The organism is Vibrio hangzhouensis (assembly GCF_900107935.1).
GTDB lineage: Bacteria > Pseudomonadota > Gammaproteobacteria > Enterobacterales > Vibrionaceae > Vibrio > Vibrio hangzhouensis.
The window spans coordinates 84,141-101,652 of record NZ_FNVG01000017.1 but is presented as its reverse complement, the minus strand read 5'-3'; the positions used below and the strand labels follow the sequence as shown (position 1 = coordinate 101,652).

Annotated in this window: 15 protein-coding genes and 1 tRNA gene; 11 read left to right on the top strand and 5 right to left on the bottom strand. The window is 48.5% G+C overall.

Features of this window, described 5'->3' with window-relative positions:
- The first annotated feature begins 2 nt into the window (after positions 1-2).
- Positions 3-79 (top strand) — tRNA-Pro (locus C4S60_RS16425).
- 441 nt (positions 80-520) lie between these two features.
- On the opposite strand, the gene C4S60_RS16415 is transcribed toward C4S60_RS16425, so the two are convergent.
- The gene (locus C4S60_RS16415) at positions 521-1,087 is read right to left on the bottom strand and encodes a porin family protein (protein WP_103881444.1); all 567 of its coding nucleotides are present in this window, start codon (positions 1,085-1,087) and stop codon (positions 521-523) included.
- A 116-nt stretch (positions 1,088-1,203) separates the two neighbouring features.
- Positions 1,204-2,061 (bottom strand): LysR family transcriptional regulator, encoded by an 858-nt coding sequence (locus C4S60_RS16410; RefSeq protein ID WP_103881443.1) that lies wholly within the window; start codon positions 2,059-2,061, stop codon positions 1,204-1,206.
- 159 nt (positions 2,062-2,220) lie between these two features.
- Between C4S60_RS16410 and C4S60_RS16405 the strand changes: the two genes are divergently transcribed.
- The 10 genes from C4S60_RS16405 to C4S60_RS16360 all read left to right on the top strand — a co-directional run bounded on the left by C4S60_RS16405 (position 2,221) and on the right by C4S60_RS16360 (position 13,200).
- The gene (locus C4S60_RS16405) at positions 2,221-3,111 is read left to right on the top strand and encodes a LysR family transcriptional regulator (RefSeq protein ID WP_103881442.1); all 891 of its coding nucleotides are present in this window, start codon (positions 2,221-2,223) and stop codon (positions 3,109-3,111) included.
- Positions 3,101-3,928, top strand: coding sequence for a LysR family transcriptional regulator (locus C4S60_RS16400; RefSeq protein WP_103881441.1), 828 nt, complete (start codon positions 3,101-3,103; stop codon positions 3,926-3,928). The genes C4S60_RS16405 and C4S60_RS16400 overlap by 11 nt, the downstream gene beginning before the upstream one ends.
- A gap of 96 nt (positions 3,929-4,024) precedes the next feature.
- Positions 4,025-4,411 (top strand): hypothetical protein, encoded by a 387-nt coding sequence (locus C4S60_RS16395; RefSeq protein WP_103881440.1) that lies wholly within the window; start codon positions 4,025-4,027, stop codon positions 4,409-4,411.
- 104 nt (positions 4,412-4,515) lie between these two features.
- Positions 4,516-5,541 (top strand): dimethylarginine dimethylaminohydrolase family protein, encoded by a 1,026-nt coding sequence (locus C4S60_RS16390; protein ID WP_103881439.1) that lies wholly within the window; start codon positions 4,516-4,518, stop codon positions 5,539-5,541.
- Between the two features lie 50 nt (positions 5,542-5,591).
- Entirely contained in the window at positions 5,592-6,113 is a 522-nt protein-coding gene (locus C4S60_RS16385) for a hypothetical protein (protein ID WP_146060879.1), read from the top strand.
- Positions 6,114-6,763: 650 nt separating this feature from the next.
- Positions 6,764-8,482 (top strand): dipeptide ABC transporter ATP-binding protein, encoded by a 1,719-nt coding sequence (locus C4S60_RS16380; protein WP_103881437.1) that lies wholly within the window; start codon positions 6,764-6,766, stop codon positions 8,480-8,482.
- An 85-nt stretch (positions 8,483-8,567) separates the two neighbouring features.
- Positions 8,568-10,121, top strand: coding sequence for an ABC transporter substrate-binding protein (locus C4S60_RS16375; protein ID WP_103881436.1), 1,554 nt, complete (start codon positions 8,568-8,570; stop codon positions 10,119-10,121).
- Between the two features lie 135 nt (positions 10,122-10,256).
- Positions 10,257-11,234: an ABC transporter permease gene (locus tag C4S60_RS16370; protein ID WP_103881435.1), complete on the top strand. Its 978-nt coding sequence runs from the start codon at positions 10,257-10,259 to the stop codon at positions 11,232-11,234.
- 2 nt (positions 11,235-11,236) lie between these two features.
- On the top strand, positions 11,237-12,181 hold the full coding sequence (locus C4S60_RS16365) for an ABC transporter permease (protein ID WP_103881434.1): 945 nt from the start codon (positions 11,237-11,239) through the stop codon (positions 12,179-12,181).
- Between the two features lie 110 nt (positions 12,182-12,291).
- Positions 12,292-13,200: an SPOR domain-containing protein gene (locus tag C4S60_RS16360; RefSeq protein WP_103881433.1), complete on the top strand. Its 909-nt coding sequence runs from the start codon at positions 12,292-12,294 to the stop codon at positions 13,198-13,200.
- Positions 13,201-13,206: 6 nt separating this feature from the next.
- Here C4S60_RS16360 and C4S60_RS16355 read toward each other — a convergent pair whose 3' ends face one another.
- The 3 genes from C4S60_RS16355 to gorA all read right to left on the bottom strand — a co-directional run bounded on the left by C4S60_RS16355 (position 13,207) and on the right by gorA (position 17,446).
- Positions 13,207-14,223, bottom strand: coding sequence for an acyltransferase (locus C4S60_RS16355; protein WP_103881432.1), 1,017 nt, complete (start codon positions 14,221-14,223; stop codon positions 13,207-13,209).
- Positions 14,224-14,331: 108 nt separating this feature from the next.
- A complete protein-coding gene (locus C4S60_RS16350; RefSeq protein WP_103881431.1) occupies positions 14,332-15,819 on the bottom strand; it encodes a glycoside hydrolase family 19 protein in 1,488 nt (495 codons plus the stop codon).
- Between the two features lie 271 nt (positions 15,820-16,090).
- Positions 16,091-17,446 carry a glutathione-disulfide reductase gene (gene gorA / locus C4S60_RS16345; protein WP_103881430.1) on the bottom strand — a complete coding sequence of 452 codons (1,356 nt, stop codon included), beginning with the start codon at positions 17,444-17,446 and terminating at the stop codon, positions 16,091-16,093.
- Positions 17,447-17,512 lie beyond the last annotated feature (66 nt).

The following is a 17,512-nucleotide window of genomic DNA, read 5'->3' as shown; positions in this document are numbered from 1 at the left end:
GTCGGTGAATAGCGCAGCTTGGTAGCGCATCTGGTTTGGGACCAGAGGGTCGGGGGTTCGAATCCCTCTTCACCGACCACCATTCAAGGCCTTGTCGAAAGACAAGGCCTTTTTCGTATATGGTTTTATAGGTTTTAGGGAAAGCCCATGCTAGTCGGGGGCTGGGTGGCCAGTCCCATGGAAGCCCAGTCCTCGAGTGTCGAACCAATCGAATCCCTTTTCACCGACCACTATTTAAAGCCTCGTCGAAAGTCGGGGCTTTTTTCGTATGTGTATTAAAAAGGTTTGAGGAAACCGCATTCGGGTCGGTGGCCTGTCTCTTGGAAGCCCAATCACCATGTTTACTCCTATCGAGACCCTGTTCATTGATTAGTATGAATCGGTCATCTTGAACGATTATTTTATGTGTCTTGGGGAGAGAGGTAGCTTTAACTCGGTGTTTGTGTCGGAGGGTAAGTGCTTGGATCTGCTGGCAGAAAGGAACAAGTTGCATCCCTGCAAACTTGGTTGGGGTTGAAGGTTAGAATCGGTAGTTGAGGCCTAGGTTAATAGATTGAGCATCAAACTGCTTGTGGTTAGACAGTTTCATCAGCTCAACGTTAGCACCCAGTGAATCGCTGAAATTGTACTGAGCTCCGACCCCATAAGAAAACGAGTTAATGGTTTTCTTATTGTCGTTACTGGCAAACCCGGCTTGCTTGAGGCGAATATTGTTCACACCGGCAAGACCATATAACTCAATGTTGTTCGTGACATTGAACTTTGCTTTACCGTAGAGTCCTGTTTGATGGTCGACAGCCAGGCTTTGACCTGATTTTTTTTGTACTTTGCCATTGTCTCGGCTATAGCGAAGTTCGGCTCCAAATATGGAGTTGAAGTCGTAACCGGCTTTTACTCCAAGAGAGCGAAAGTTACCTTTGATTTTCTGGTCTTTCTCCCCTTTTGTCGCAGTATCGCTATTGGAGGCGGACATTGCCCCAATGTACGAGCCGACATAAAACCCAGAGTCGTTGGACGCGAGTGCGGGCGCGGCTACGGCAGTGGCAAGCGCTAGGATAGTGGCTGTTTTCAAAGTTGCTTTTTTCATCGTTTCCTCACTAAAAATTGGCCAAAGGGCCTGGTCTTTGTTTCGAATCGCATAGTATTGGCTGTACCTGATTTAAAAAAATCAGACTCCGTTGGGGTTTATCTACACAGATATGTTTAACGTCGAATGTACTGGTGCAGGGTGTGATAAAGCGCTTCTCTGACGTCAATCATGGTGTGAGCGTCTTTGTAGCCAAGTCCAAATTTGCAGCGCTGAATCGCTTCTCTGTGATTGATGATCATGAGTTGGTTGTTACTGAGTTCATCCGCGACAGAGGCCTGATCGAGGCAGAGCCAGCCGACTCCATCCTTTGCCAGTTGAATAGCGGTGGTCAGGTTATTAACGGCCAGTGTGTCGAATTTAATGCTGCTCCATAGAGATTCACTTTGTTGTTGAGTGACGCTGATCGCCAGGTGCTGGCCGAGCTGTTCAGTGGTGACATCATCCACTAAGGCAATGGGGTGCTCGGGCGAGCAGACCGAGACAAACTGGCGCTGGCTGATATTGAGAAACTCCCATTGGCCTATCCCAGAGTGCGGGTAGTGACTGATAATAAAATCGTATTGGTCTGAGGCGATCAGATCGTCACAGGGCGCAAATTCAATCAACAGTTCGGTGGCGGGTTCAATTTCTCTTAGTTGTAGCACTAAGCGCGAAACCAGTTGAGGGTCAATGTAACTGGTGATCCCAAGACGTATTCGGGGGCAACCAGTGCCGTTAATCGTCTCGATTTGAGACGCCAGTTTTTCTGACAGGTTTATCATCGAAGTGGCTTTTTCAAGCAGCGCATGTCCTGGCTCAGTGAGAATGGGTTTATGGCCTGTTCGGTCAAACAGTTCTAACCCCCAGTCGAGTTCCAGGTTTGCAATCCACTGACTGACCTGAACGCGCCCTTTGTTCATCGCTTTGGCCGCTGCAGAAATGGAGCCTAACTCAGTGGTCAGGACAAAGGCTTTAATGGCGTGAATATTCATGATGACCTCTTTTCAAAAATTCATTAATAAGACGTTGAGTTCATGCCATCCGGGCACTGATTAAGTCGCCGTACTTTGCTCGTTCCCTGAAAAGTGGGGTTATGATAAATATCCCTGATAAACTAATATTCACTATAAATGGTTTAAAAAGGTTATCACTTGGCATCAATTGAACAGCTGGAAAGCTTTGTCGCTGTTGCACAGTCAGGATCTATCGTCGCGGCTGCAGAGCGGTTGGGGAAGACTCATGGCCCGGTCAGTCTGGCCATTCAAAGTCTGGAAGATCGATGGGGTGAGCTGTTTGTGACAGGTAATGGTAAACGGCAGTTATCAAAGAGAGGGCAAGCATTACTGCCTTGGGCTAAAGCTGTCGTTGGTGGTTATTATGAGTTAAAGAACTCTCTGGGCTCAGGTGTTATCACAGAAGTTGCCGTGGGCATTGACAGTCACCTCCCCAATACCTGGCTCGAAGAGATTATCGCCATTCTGTGGGACCTCGATATCCGCCTCAGTATCAACACCATGCCCAGTGACGAACTGATTTCGGCGTTCAATCAGCAGCGATTGGACTGGATCGTCACGCTGGCCGATCTCCCCTGGCCAGAAACCCGCCATTTTTTTGCAGTGGGTCAGGTTGAAAGCCAACTGTTCACCAGTCATGAACCTTCGTCAAAAGCGGCGGCTAATCAGGCATCCACTTTCGACACGGGTCAACTTATGACCCTGCCGCAATTGAGTCTTGCCCATCCCGGTCGCGATAACGCACCCATTTATAAGCGTTTCGATTTTCCATGCCCATGGCAAGTTCGTGTTTCCGACTATTCACAGGTCTCTGCCATTCTCAATGCCATCCCCAGTCATACGTCGGCCATTGCTGCCAATATCGTAGATTCTCCGACGATCACGACCCGTGGTGAACCACATCTGACAGCGACATGGGGCGTGCTGGTGTTCTGGAGTGAACATCTGTCTGGAACCTCTGTACTTGAAAGACTGGAACATTGGGCCATAGATAAATCCAGACAAGGGAGGAACAACCGTGACGCTTGATCAAATAATAACCTTTGTCGCCATTGCACACAGCGGCAGTATGCGTAAGGCGGCTCGGGCGTTAGGTAAGTCCCAGCCAGCGATCACCTCGGCTATCCACCGTTTGGAAGCCAGTTTGGGCGCTGATGTGTTTATTAAAGGAACCCGGCCAGTCAGACTGAGCGAATTTGGGCAGCGGTTTTATCGACAGGCAACAGAACTGGAGAATTTGCTCCATCTCACAGAGACATTTTCGCAGTGTCAGACGGCTGAAACCTTACGGGTTTGTTTCGAGCAAGGAGTGTCTGAACAGGAGATCAGTGCGCTATCTATGTTGTTGTTGCGAGAGTGCCCTCTACGCAGCCTGGATTTGTTTTCAGCAGAGAATAACGAAATTCAGCGCCTTTTGGTCAAACAAGAGATCGATATGGCCATCACTCTTCCGTTTCAACATCTTGCTCCACACCTTCATTCTGAGTCGGTTGGCCAGCGCGAGTTTATTGAAGTGTGTTCCCCAATAACTCAGGGTCAAGCCCACAGAGAGATGTTCGTTCATGGACCAAAAGGACAGCCGCTGTGGCATTTCGCTGAGGAGATACCGACCAATGCCCTTTCTTTCAACCAGCCTGCTCAGATGCTGCGGGCAATACTGACGTTTCACGGTAAGGGTTGGTTGCCCAAGGCGCAGGTTGCAAGTGCGATTGATGCCTGTCAGCTCGTCACAACGGGGCGCGGGAGTGTCAGCATGGAGTACCGCCTTATCTGGCACCACACTCTGCAACGTGAACGACGCTTACTCACAAAGCTGGCTCAGCTGAGCCGCTCTTTTCAGCTGTAACTTAGCTCGCTGTGTCAGCAATGTTATGCAGAGTCCGTGTTGGTTTCTGAAGTCCTTTCCTTCAGCCTGATGGTTTTGTAAAACAAGAGCGGACCGATGTTCAACGGTATTTACCGAATGTGGGTAATGGGGGCTTTGATAGCGCCTTTTGGCTGTCAGGCCCACTACGTGGCAGAGCTTACGATTCACGTTAACCAAAAGTATCAAGGTAATCTGGTTATGGGCTTACAAGAGCACCGGCTCCTCAAACAAGTCGGTGACACGGAACTATGGCTTATCAGTGATTCTTCTGTACAAGATAACGTCGCGACCTTGCGCTATACCTTTATGGAGCGACAGATCAGCTTGCCTGAGAACCACAACCAGCTGACCCTACCTAGCCTGACAACCCCTATCAATGAATTTGCCAGCGTCTCGCTAAATCATGATGTGTTTTATCGAGCGAGAGTTACGACCACTGATTTGCCCTCTGAGAGCGAATGATAGTTACGACATACACTGACTTTTTGGAACCGGCAGGTGGCGATATCCTGAGTGGGTTCATTAGAGAAGGGAGTCTCTATTTTTCCACAAAGTAGAGAGGCAATATGTCGATAGCGAAACAGTTCAACCGCGTGTTTATGCCAGCAATTACCAAAGAAAGCTACGGAGAATTCAACCTGTATGGGAAGTTGCGGGAAGTGATTCTTGGCAGCAGTCAGAATATGCGTTTACCGCAGCTCTCTGAAGATATTAGAGCGACGTATCACAGTGTGATGCAACACGAGTTATTTGACATGTGTGATAAGGCCGGCGGGCAGTTACTGTCGGAAAGTTACCCTGAGTTTCTGGCTGGATTGCAAAAAGAAACACAGGCGCTGGCCAAGGCTTATGAGCAATTTGGTGTCAAGGTCCATTTCGCACGCGAAATGTCAGAGTCTGAGATCTTAGCCTGTCAACCGACGGCAGATTTTACACAAGTATTTGCGGCAGAGCCGCTGTGGGTCGTAGGTCGAAATGTGTTGGAAAATGTCTGGGCCAGTGACGTTGCCTGGGCCAGTATTGAGCCAGTGCGAGAGCGACACCAGCCGTTTATCGATGATGACCACAACATATTGCATTACACAGCACCTCGTCCGACAACGCAAAGAGACTATATCTATGAAGGTGGCGACGTACTGAATCTTGGTGATGGGCGTGTGCTGGTGGCAACAGGGCCATCTTCCACTAATCAGAGAGGGGCACAGTGGGTGAAACGCATGCTAGAACATGATGGTTATCAGGTCACCATCCTAGAACTGCCTGAGGTGGGGATCCACCATCTGTTTGCGGTCATGTGCGTAGCTGGACCCAAACTGGTTATTGCCTATGAAGATGCGTTTCCAGCAGGGCTCCCTGAGTGTATGAGTGATTTCGATGTCATTTGGGCTAATCGTGCTGAGACACGGGCAACCGGTCCCTGTGCTGTCATGCTGGACCATCAACATATTCTGATGCCGGAGTCGACACCGCGACTTAACCAGTTGCTGGCAGAGAAAGGCGTGACGCCTGTGACAGTACCTTTTGAGTATCATGCCAAACTCAGCGGTGGTATACGCTGTAAAACTTCGGTGATTCGTCGAGAGATATGTTGATACGAAAATCATGCCCTCTTGCTGCTAAAGGGGCTGTCTGGAAACACGATATGAAGCGATGTATACAGACCATTTGGTCAACAGTAAGCCACAATTTGCGTTTTATCCTTGGAATTTCAGCGTTTGCAATGGCATTGATGAGTCCTCTTTTGATTCCGGTGATAACGACACTGGACATTTGTGGCAGTAAGAAAGCACTACTCAGTGGTGCGATGATATTTGGTGTGCCCGAGGTTGCGACGATTGCTGCGATATTCCTGCTGGGGCGGGAGCGGTTACAGCGGTTTAAAATCTGGTTGCTTGAAACCCTATTCAAACTGAAACCCAGTCGACGCTCTACAAGGCGACTTTACTATACCGGACTTGGCTTAATGATGTTGGTCGGACCGATAATGAATGTCATCTTGTTTTATCTGCCGGGTTACTTTCCTGAATGGATCGGTTACAGGCAGTGGCTGGGGATCAGCTGTGACGTCATCTTTGTGGTTGCTCTGTTCATTGCCGGCGAGCAGTTATGGGGAAAGATAGAGGCGATCTTTAGGTTTGATGAAGTGTCGCCCGTTCAAGGCTAAATATGAAGCAGAATCGAGGCTTGTGCTGGCGGTGTCAAAAGTGAAAAATCAGGGTGAATTGTCCAATATCCACCACCATGAATAACATTTCTACGATTCTCTTTGAGCAAGAAATGGAGAAAAACTCTGTATTTAATAATTAATGTAGAGTTTTCTCTAAAAAACCTGAAGACAAGATGTTGCAAACCGGGGTAGCGGAAAATTTGGTTCATTCAAGCATCAAAAGCATTATGGTCAGTAAATGTGATTAAGATCTAGACTTTAGTGCTGTTACCGGCATTATCACAAAATTTATGTTTCTATAGTGTTAAATTGATTGCAGCATAAATATTCGTGGTGAATTAGTCATAAATATTGCTAATAACGTGAACGGTAGCGTTTTGTCATCGTTATTGAGTGCGGTTTTTTCAGTAGATATCAACTTTTTCAATCATTGTTGCCACTACTATATGTAATTATCGTGCATATATATTTATTTATACTGCTTTAGATTTGCTCAATTTCGAATTTTTATCCTATTTTTGTTGCTTTTCTGTGAAAGATTTGCCAAATTGATGCCCTTATAAATAGTCAGCACAAAATGCTGATTAGGAACGGAATCAATTTTTCAGACAGGGGCAGAAAACTGCCAAAGCAGTAGAGGTCTGGTAATGTCACTATTAGAAGTTAAGAATCTTCGTATCGAATACCCATCACGCCATGGGGTACATGCCGCGGTTAAATCTTTGTCGTTCAATATTGAGCGCGGTGAAATAGTTGGTGTGGTCGGTGAATCCGGAGCTGGTAAGTCTACCGTCGGTAACGCGGTTATTGATTTGCTGTCTCCTCCTGGCGTCATCGCTAACGGTGAGGTTTTCCTCGATGGAGAAAAGGTGTCCGGCCTGTCTCCAGAAGCGATGCGCAAAGTTCGTGGCTCAAAAATCGGGTTTATTTTCCAAGACCCAATGACCTCTCTAAATCCATTGTTCACGGTTGAGCAGCAATTAAAAGAAACCATTCACGCCAATATGAAGGTGTCGGATGAAGAGGCGTATCAACGCGCTCTTAACCTGATGAACCAAGTGGGCATTCCACAACCTGAGAACCGCCTGAAGCAGTACCCGCACCAGTTCTCTGGGGGAATGCGTCAGCGTGTGGTCATTGCTATTGCACTGGCCGGTGAGCCTGATCTCATCATTGCCGATGAACCAACGACCGCTCTTGATGTGTCCATTCAGGACCAAATTCTGGGTTTGATCCGCGATTTGTGTATCAAGAATAATGTCGGTTGTATGTTGGTAACCCATGATATGGGTGTGGTGTCTAACGTGACAGACCGTGTCGCGGTTATGTACCGTGGTGATTTGGTTGAGTTTGGCCCAACCGCGAAAGTATTGGGTGAACCTGATCACTCGTATACTCGCAGCCTGATTTCGGCGGTTCCGCGTTCAGATATGAAGCTGGACCGTTTCCCTCTTGTGAGCTACATCGAAGAAGCTCATGAGATGGAACCGTTGGACGTGAAAAACCACTGGTTAGGTCAAAGTCAGGACCATCGTGCCTATACAGGTCCACTTCTTAATGTTGAGAACGTCAACCTGCGTTTTATTACTAAAGATTCGCTATTTGAAAGCCGACGCGAGTACGTGCAAGCGTCCAACAACGTAAGTTTTCAAGTACACGAAGGTGAGACCTTTGGTCTGGTGGGTGAGTCAGGCTCCGGTAAGTCGACGATTGCTCGGGTTATTGCTGGTCTGTACACGCCTAACTCAGGCAAGGTGACCTTTGAAGGTATCGACCTGACTTCTCTCAAATCGGAGAAAGAGCGTCGTCCAATGCGTCGTCAGATGCAGATGGTGTTCCAAAACCCATATACTTCAATGAACCCACGGATGAAGATTTACGACATCATCGCCGAGCCAATTCGTTTCCACAAATTGACTGCCAATGAGTCAGAAACCAAACAGATTGTTGAAGATCTGCTTGAGCACGTGGGTCTGGGCAAGATGGCGGGTGTGAAGTATCCGCATGAGTTCTCTGGTGGTCAGCGCCAGCGTATTTCTATCGCTCGTGCATTGGCAACGCGTCCACGTCTGCTGATTTGTGATGAGCCGACATCGGCACTGGATGTATCGGTTCAGGCACAAATTCTGAACCTGCTAAAAGACTTACAACAAGAACTGAACCTAACTATGCTGTTTATCAGTCACGATTTGCCGGTTATTCGTCAAATGTGTGACCGAGTGGGTGTGATGCAAATGGGAACACTTTTGGAAGTGGCTCCAACAGAACAACTGTTCACTGACCCACAGCATGAGTACAGCAAACAACTGATTTCCTTGATGCCTGAATTTACAGGGTTGAGAGAAGACGTAGTAAAAACGGCGTAAGCCAAACAATTCCCTATTGGGACTCGAAAACAGAAGCAAACACAACAACAAGGGATCCGGATCCCCGCATGAAGGAGTTATGCAAATGAGAACCATGAAAAGCAAATTAGCAGTGGCGCTAATGGCGGCAGGTCTGAGCTTCAATGCTTTGGCAGCAGATATCAAAGTTGGCTACGCAGCTGACCCAGTATCTCTTGACCCGCATGAGCAACTGTCTGGTGGCACACTGCAGATGTCACACATGGTATTTGACCCACTAGTTCGTTTCACTCAAGAAATGGACTTTGAGCCTCGCCTGGCAGAAAGCTGGGAGCGCGTAAACGACACGACAGTTCGTTTTAAACTGCGTGAAGGCGTTAAGTTCCACTCTGGTAACACGCTAACAGCGGACGACGTTGTATGGACATTTAAGCGTCTACAAAGCTCTCCTGACTTTAAAGCTATCTTCGACCCATATGAGAAGATCGTTAAAGTTGACGACAACACGTTTGATCTTGTTACAAAAGGCCCATACCCACTTGTACTGCAAACAGCCACGTATATCTTCCCAATGGACAGCAAGTTCTATTCTGGTAAGACATCAGATGGCAAAGATAAATCTGAGCTAGTGAAGCACGGTAACTCTTTTGCGTCTACCAACGTGTCGGGTACAGGTCCATTTATCGTGACGGCTCGTGAGCAAGGCGTTAAGGTTGATTTTGTGCGTTTCGCAGACTACTGGGACAAGGAGTCTAAAGGTAACGTTGACAAGCTGACACTAGTACCAATCAAAGAAGACGCGACCCGTGTAGCGGCACTTCTTTCTGGTGGTGTTGATATGATTCACCCGGTTGCTCCAAACGATCACAAGCGTGTATCAGAAGCAAAAGGTGTGGATCTGGTGACACTTCCAGGTACACGTATCATCACGTTCCAAATGAACCAAAACAGCAACGAAGCGCTGAAAGACGTTCGTGTTCGTCAGGCGATTGTTCACGCAATCAACAACGAAGGTATCGTTAAGAAGATCATGAAAGGCTTCGCAACGGCGGCAGGTCAGCAAAGCCCTGAAGGTTACGTTGGTCACAACGAAACACTAGTGCCACGCTACGATCTTAAGAAAGCGAAGGAGCTGATGAAAGAAGCGGGTTACGCTGACGGCTTCACGCTAACTATGATGGCGCCAAACAACCGTTATGTGAACGACGCGAAAGTAGCGCAGGCAGCGGCAGCGATGCTGTCTAAGATCGGCATCAAAGTTGATCTGAAGACAATGCCTAAAGCGCAATACTGGCCAGAGTTTGACGTGTGTGCAGCAGACATGATGATGATCGGCTGGCACTCAGATACGGAAGATTCAGCGAACTTCAACGAGTTCCTGACAATGACTCGTAACGAAGAAACAGGTCGTGGTCAGTATAACTGTGGTCACTACTCTAACCCAGAAATGGATGCCATTGTTGAAGCGGCGAACGTAGAAACGGATCCTGCTAAGCGTGCTGAAATGCTGAAAGGCGTTGAAGCGACGCTATACAACGACGCAGCATTTGTTCCGCTACACTGGCAAAGTGAAGCGTGGGGCGCGAAGTCTAACGTGAAAGCTGCCGACATTGTTAACCCAATGGTTATGCCTTACTTTGGCGACCTAGTGGTTGAGTAATCACAATATACTGTGATGTAGGAGGGGAGTCTTCCCCTCCTCAATTCAGCTCAATTTTATTTCAGTCGGATTGGGTGGTTGTTAAGACTGAATTTCTCTCTCGTATGAGATTAATGGATAGTTAAGGGGCAAGGAATGTTTTCGTTTCTGGTCAAGCGCCTGTTTCAGGCACTGATAGTGATGTTTGTGATCAGTTTGGTGGCGTTTGCCATTCAGGATAACCTGGGTGACCCGCTACGTGAGCTTGTAGGTCAGTCGGTTTCGGAAGCGGAGCGTCAGGCACTGCGTGATGAGTTAGGCCTCAACGATCCTTTCATTACTAAATACACTCGTTTTATTGGTGCAGCGCTGCAAGGCGATCTTGGCACTTCATACTTTTTTAAGCGTCCTGCCGTTGAGGTGATTCTCGACAAGCTGGTGGCGACACTGGAGCTTGTTTTCGGCGCGACATTAATCATTATTTTCTTATCGATACCGCTGGGCGTGTACTCGGCCATCCACCCTAAAAGCTTTTTTACCAAGCTAGTGATGGCAGGAAGTAGCGTCGGTATCTCTATCCCGGTATTCCTGACAGCAATCATGCTGATGTACGTGTTTTCGATTGAATTGGGTTGGCTGCCGTCATATGGGCGGGGAGAAACCGCGAATGTTCTGGGTTGGGAGTCTGGATTCTTTACCATCGATGGGATTAAGCACCTGATTCTGCCGTGTATCGCACTGGCGTCTATCATGTTGCCACTGTTTATCCGTCTGGTTCGTTCTGAAATGCTCGAAGTGCTCAGCTCGGAGTACATCAAGTTTGCCAAAGCAAAAGGGCTACCTCTTAACAAAATCTATTATCAACACGCCCTGAAAAATACCATGCTTCCTGTACTGACCGTCGGTGGGGTGCAGATTGGTACCATGGTGGCGTACACCATCCTTACCGAGACTGTGTTCCAGTGGCCGGGTACTGGTTTCCTTTTCCTAGAAGCGATTAACCGTGTAGATACACCGCTTATTACCGCTTACGTTATTTTTGTTGGTCTGATTTTCGTTGTAACCAACACTATCGTTGACTTGTTGTACGGATTGATAAACCCAACCGTGAACTTGACTGGAAAAGGAGCATAATCATGAGTCAAACCAATACAGCCGCTGCTCCTTCGGCATGGGAGCGCTTTAAAAACTCGGACTTCTTGTACTATTTCAAGCGCGATAAAGTCGCGATGGCGAGTTTTACCGTATTTATGTTATTCCTGGTGATGGCATTAGCCGCGCCTTTGATCGCCCCAACTGACCCTTACGACTTGTCGTCGATCGATATCATGGACTCTGAGTTGCCGCCATCTTGGATGGAAGAGGGTGATGAGAGCTTTGTGCTGGGTACCGACGATCAGGGTCGTGATATTCTGTCGACCATTCTCTATGGTTCACGTCTGTCGCTGACCATTGGTTTCCTGGCGGTGGGTTTGCAACTGTTTTTGGGCATAGTGATCGGCCTGTCTGCAGGTTACTTCGGTGGCCGAATTGATAGCTTCCTGATGCGTTTTGCTGATGTTCAGTTGTCATTCTCTACTATGATGGTTGCCATTATCGTCTCGGCAATTTTTAAGGCGAGCTTTGGTAGCGAATTCTACAGCCAATACGCGGTGACCATGCTGGTGGTGATCATCGGTGTTGCTGAGTGGCCACAGTACGCTCGAACGATTCGTGCGTCAGTGCTGGCTGAGAAGAAGAAAGAGTACGTCGAAGCAGCGCGAGTCATGGGCTTTAAATCACCGCGTATCATGTTCCGTCATATTCTTCCTAACTGTCTGTCACCGATTCTGGTTATTTCAACGGTACAGGTGGCGAATGCCATTATGTCAGAGGCCGCGCTGTCATTCCTGGGTCTGGGTCTTCCGGTAGACCAGCCTTCACTGGGTTCTCTGATCAGCATCGGCTTTAACTACATCTTCTCCGGTTCATGGTGGATTACTGTCTTCCCGGGTATCGTGTTGATTACGCTTGTACTGGTTATTAACCTGTTGGGCGACTGGCTACGTGATGTATTTAACCCGAAAATCTACAAAGGGTGATCCAGAGTGATTGATTTTTAAGCCCAATCCTCACTACACTAAGAGTCGCACATAAATGCGGCTCTTTTTATTTGTGCTGCAAATAACAAGTGAGTGTTCAGAGGATGTATATGGGCTCTTTTTATCGGGTAGAGAGATTTGGTGGCTGGTCTTTGGTTGCTGTGGTTGCGGCTTTGTTGCACGCCCTACCTGCCTCCGCAGAAAACGAAGTGTTGTGTGATGCCTCACAACCCTCAATGAACGAACTGCCCATTCTGGATAAGCATTGCCCTATCGGAGAAGGGGTTTGGGGTAAGCAGATTCCGATGAGTCCTACTTCGCTGTACTGGATTCAGTGCGGTATTCTCGAAAAGCCAATGCCATTGAAGCAGGCCAAAAAACTCTATAGCCAAATCACTACCGATATCTGGATGTTGCCGCAAAGTCGCAGCTATCGTTGTCTGATCGGCCCCTATGAGGATGCCACGCTGGCACAGCAGGAACTAACCCAAGTGAAGTCGCTGTCTGGCTATCACGATGCCTTTATCCGACATGTCGAGCCGGACACTTCATCGTCTGCCCCTAAGGCCAAACCCGCTAAGTTGTCTGCGTCAGCATCGGTTAAAGCCGATGCCTTAACGACCCCGAAGGTGATGTCAAACCAAAAAGCGACAACCATTCAGCCACTCGCTCAATCCGCACCAGCCCCTATAACGGTGCGCTTGACCACGCAGGTAAAAGGCAAGCGCTACATCATTCCTTACATAGCAAATAACGATCATCAGTTCTATATGGAGCATGATAAAGCCTGGAATCGACTCAATTACCGCACGGCCATTAAAGTATGCAGTGATATGGATATGCATTTGGCCAGTAATGACGAGTGGCAGACATTGGTCGCGTCAGGCAAGATGCAGACGGAGCGATGGCCATTGCAAATGCCATATTGGGGAGATGGTCAAAAGGGGTTGTTTACCAACGGAAAGGTGTCCCCGTTAAAGGGAAACACCTTGTTGAATGTTGTTTGCGTTGGTCGGTGAAGTTAGTCAGGGGAGTAGCCAGCGTGTTTTGCTGCTCAAGGACAGCAGCCAACTGGTTGCGAGCGCCAGACTGCCACTCACTATCACCCAGAAAGGGACCATATACGCCGGGTGTCCCACATGAAGTCCAAGCTCATTCATTGGCCACAAAAACAGAGGGTGCAGAAGATATACGCCCAGGCTGTATTTGCTGATAAAGCGGACCACGCGCTTGGCCGAAGGCGCCAGATTTTCGGCGTAGGCTTTGCATACAATAAAGATCATACTGGCAGCGAGAGCGGTATTCAGTGTTTTGTATGAAAACCAGCGCCCGACATAATAACGCCCTTCCTCAACGCTGCCCTGTACCACCATATAGCTGCTTAATATCATCGCGCCTACCCCAAGGATGACGGCGGTGATAACTACCCCTTGAGTCACTGGCAGTTTCTGATACAGGATATAACCAAGTGGCAGCAACCCCATGTAAAGCCAGAACTGTTCACTCCATGGACCATCAATGCGGAGCAAGAACAGTAATGTGGTTAACAGCCAGACACCAGTCAGTGCGTAGAGGGCAGAATCATCAAACTTACGCACCAATAACTGCAGAAACGGAATCGCCACATACAGCGGAATAAAATAGTAGAAGAATCCCAGATGGTAATAGGTTTGATGATGGTAGCTTTGCGCCAGAGCCTCTTTAACCGTATCCCCACTAAACCCTTCGATAGTCCAGCCTGATAGATAGGCATAGAACAGCGACCAGACGACAAAAGGGATAAGGACTTTGCCCAATCTGCGGGAAAGATAATACTTCATATCGAACGGTCGCTTATCGCTTAACATCAGGGCACCGGTAATCAGTATGAAGACTGGCACGGCCCAGCGACTGAATCCATTGAAGGTGATGGCGGTGATCCACTCCCCCATGGGTATTTGCCCCAGTTCATGACGGTAAGGTCCCAGTGCATGAATAACGATGACAGCAAGCGCCGCCACACAGCGCATCCCGTCAAAGAAAAAGATGTGTTTTTTGTCCATTAACCACTCCTTACAGTCTGCGCAAACTATAAGGGATATTTACAATTTGAAAAGGGAACGAACTTAAAAGTTGTGTAAAAACTGCCCCGAGGGGCAGTGGCTTAAGTTTTAGCCTACCGGGCAGGATACCTCTTTCCAGAACCAGTTTGATTGGGTTGGCGTTTCCCAGACGCCGGGAGGATTTTGGGCGGTGAAACATTTTCCTTGGTGGATAACGGTATCACCGACATTGGCTTGTGTGACGCCAGCCTCCCAAACAATGATCCCAGACGGTGTGCCTGAACCTGTGTCGCCACCACCAGTGCCGCCACCAGCGCCACCATCCGTTGGCAATGTATCGACAATGCGCACTTCTGGCCAGTTGGCATGAGAGCCGTAGAAGTTGGTGACACACTTTTCGTAGTCGCCAGGAACCAGTGCCGAGTAGGCAGTTTGATAACCGACTAAGTTACATTCAAATGAGACGCCTCCTGGGCGATCGGCATGATACTTCCAGCTTGCTTCCCAGTTGGTATAAAGCACATCGGTCGCACCATTGAGGTTAAGGCTGCCATAAGGTGTTTGTTGCCAGCAGGTGTTGGCTTCATCGGCTTCAATGGGGATTTGGTAATGGGCCGCGAGTCCTTCCCAATAGCGAATACGATTGACGGGCTGACCTTTGGTTTTGTTTTGCTCGCCACACTCAATGCCGCCGTTGATGATATTGATGGTGGTACCAAAGCCATAGCCAATGCCAGCATCAATCTCACGCTGTGAAGGGACCCAGGTACGGTCAATCACGTGCAGCATAGCCGGTTTGGGCGCTTGTGGCGTCAGAAAAAACCAGATGGCTGAAGCTAGATTGAGCCATGAGTCTGCCACCAATGCCGGATTATTGAGCAGCACAGTGGCATCTCCTGCAAACATCACTTCGGAAAAAGGACCGTAGTTAAAATGGTAGGAAAGCTGCTTGGCGCCGCGGCCAAAATAGCCTTGATTGGCCGCACATGGCCAGCGCCGGTTCTGCCAGTCATTTTGTCCACACCCGGTGGTGTATCCTTCCTGACCTTCGGACCAACCCATTTCCCTGACATGCACCAGCGCTTGCTGCCACTCCTCAAGAGCGAGTGGGTTGTCCCAGGCGTTGTCTTTGGCCACGTGACCACCAGTCTCCTGAGCAAAATGGGCGAAAGCGGTAATGATGGAGCGTTTGCAAATCGCATCGGCATCACGACCATCACCATAATCACCGCAGAATGCCGGGAATTTCCCTATCGCCTGTAAAAATCGCTGGTAGGTGTATTCCGGGGCGGCCATCTGGGTGAGAAAGTCCCAATCTCCCCGCGAAAAGACACGTTCAGCACGTTTCACATTGTCGGGATTTGCGACCAGGCCTTCATCAATCTGCTCCACCATACTGTTAGGGGCTGTCGCCAAAGCATTGGCCCACGCTGAGTACATCGGATCATGTGTTTGGGCCGCTTCACTAACCTGCACTTCAGTGCGAAGCAGTATATATCCGGTTGGATTGTCTGGGTCGGGCTGGGGATTAACCGCAAGTGCCGGGAGAGTGATGCTTGCTGCACTGGCTGCCAGCAGCCATTGAGGGATGTTCATCTGACGTTCCTTTTCTATTTTATTGGATTACGCTGAAATGCAAAGCCATCATGCTGATGGTGCTCTGTTCGTCAGCAGAAAAAACTTTAGAAAAGGCTATGTTCTGGTAACTGTTAAAACCATTATTTCCGAAGCACAATGTTGCTCATTGCGACGCATTTCAAGCGCAATATGAATGATAAACAGCAAAGTTACTTCAGGGTGTGAGAGCTAACGCTAAGACTGAAAAAGCCCAGCATCGGCTGGGCTTTGAATCGTCAGGAAATTCGCATTAACGCATGGTAACGAATTCTTCAGAACCCGTAGGGTGAATGGCGACAACGGAATCAAAATCTGCTTTGGTCGCGCCCATCTTCATCGCCACGCCAAAACCTTGAATCATTTCATCAACGGTGAAACCGATGCCGTGCAAGCCGACAACGGTTTCTTCTGGACCGGCACAAACCAGCTTCATCTTACATGGTTGACGATGTTTCGTTACCGCAGTGTACATGGCGGTAAAGCCAGAGGTGTAAACCTTGATATTGTCTTTGCCGTATTTTTCCTCAGCTTCCTGGGTTGTCAGACCGATGGTGCCGATAGGTGGATGACTGAAGACAACTGTTGGGACCAGGTCGTAGTCCATTTTGGCGTCAGGCTTGTTGTTAAACAGGCGCTCAGAAAGCTGACGGCCTGCTTTAACGGCAACTGGGGTAAGCTCGATGCCGCCTTCCATGATATCGCCCACACAGTAAATGCCTGCTATGTTGGTTGCTTGATACTCATCGACTTTGATGTAGCCACGATCGTTGGTTGCCACGCCTGTGGCACCAAGATTAATCGCATCTGTCGCTGGGTGACGACCGATCGCCCAAATCAAGGTATCAACATTTTGGCTCTCACCATTTTCCAGATGTAGCGTCAGGCTACCATCCGCTTCTTTGACCACTTCTTTAGGAACCGAGTGAGTATGTAGCGTTGGACCTTCGGTGTTCATCACTTCAACCAGAGTGTCGATGATCATAGGATCAAAGCTGCGTAGTGGTGATTCTTTACGGCAGAACAGGTGGGTTTCCGTGCCTAGTGCATGTAGCACCCCCGCGATCTCAACGGCAATGTAGCCAGCACCGATAACCGCAACGCGTTTTGGTTGCTCGCTTAGCTCAAAGAAGCCATTGGAATCGATACCGTATTCTGCGCCGGGAATGTTTGGAATCGTTGGACGACCGCCTACCGCGATAAGGATATGATCAGCAGTATAGTGCTCACCATTCACTTCTACGGTTTTAGCATCAACAAACTTAGCAAAACCACGAATTACGTTGACTTTGTTGTTGCCAAGTACGCGGTCGTAAGACTGGTGAATTCGGCCAATGTATGCTTGGCGACTCTCAACCAATTTGCTCCAGTCGAAGCTTTTAACGTCGACATCAAAACCATAATCTTCGGCATACAGGTTCATCGCTTCAGCAACTTGCGCACCATGCCACATCACTTTCTTTGGTACACACCCAACGTTTACGCAGGTACCGCCCAGGTCTTGTGCTTCAATTAGTGCGACTTTAGCGCCATACATTGCTGCGCGGTTTGCCGATGCGATGCCGCCACTGCCGCCACCAATACAGATATAGTCAAAATGCGTTGCCATTACGTTCTCCAGAAGCTTATAGATATTTTGATTGCTGATAACAAAGCATATTGGGGCGCAGTTAAG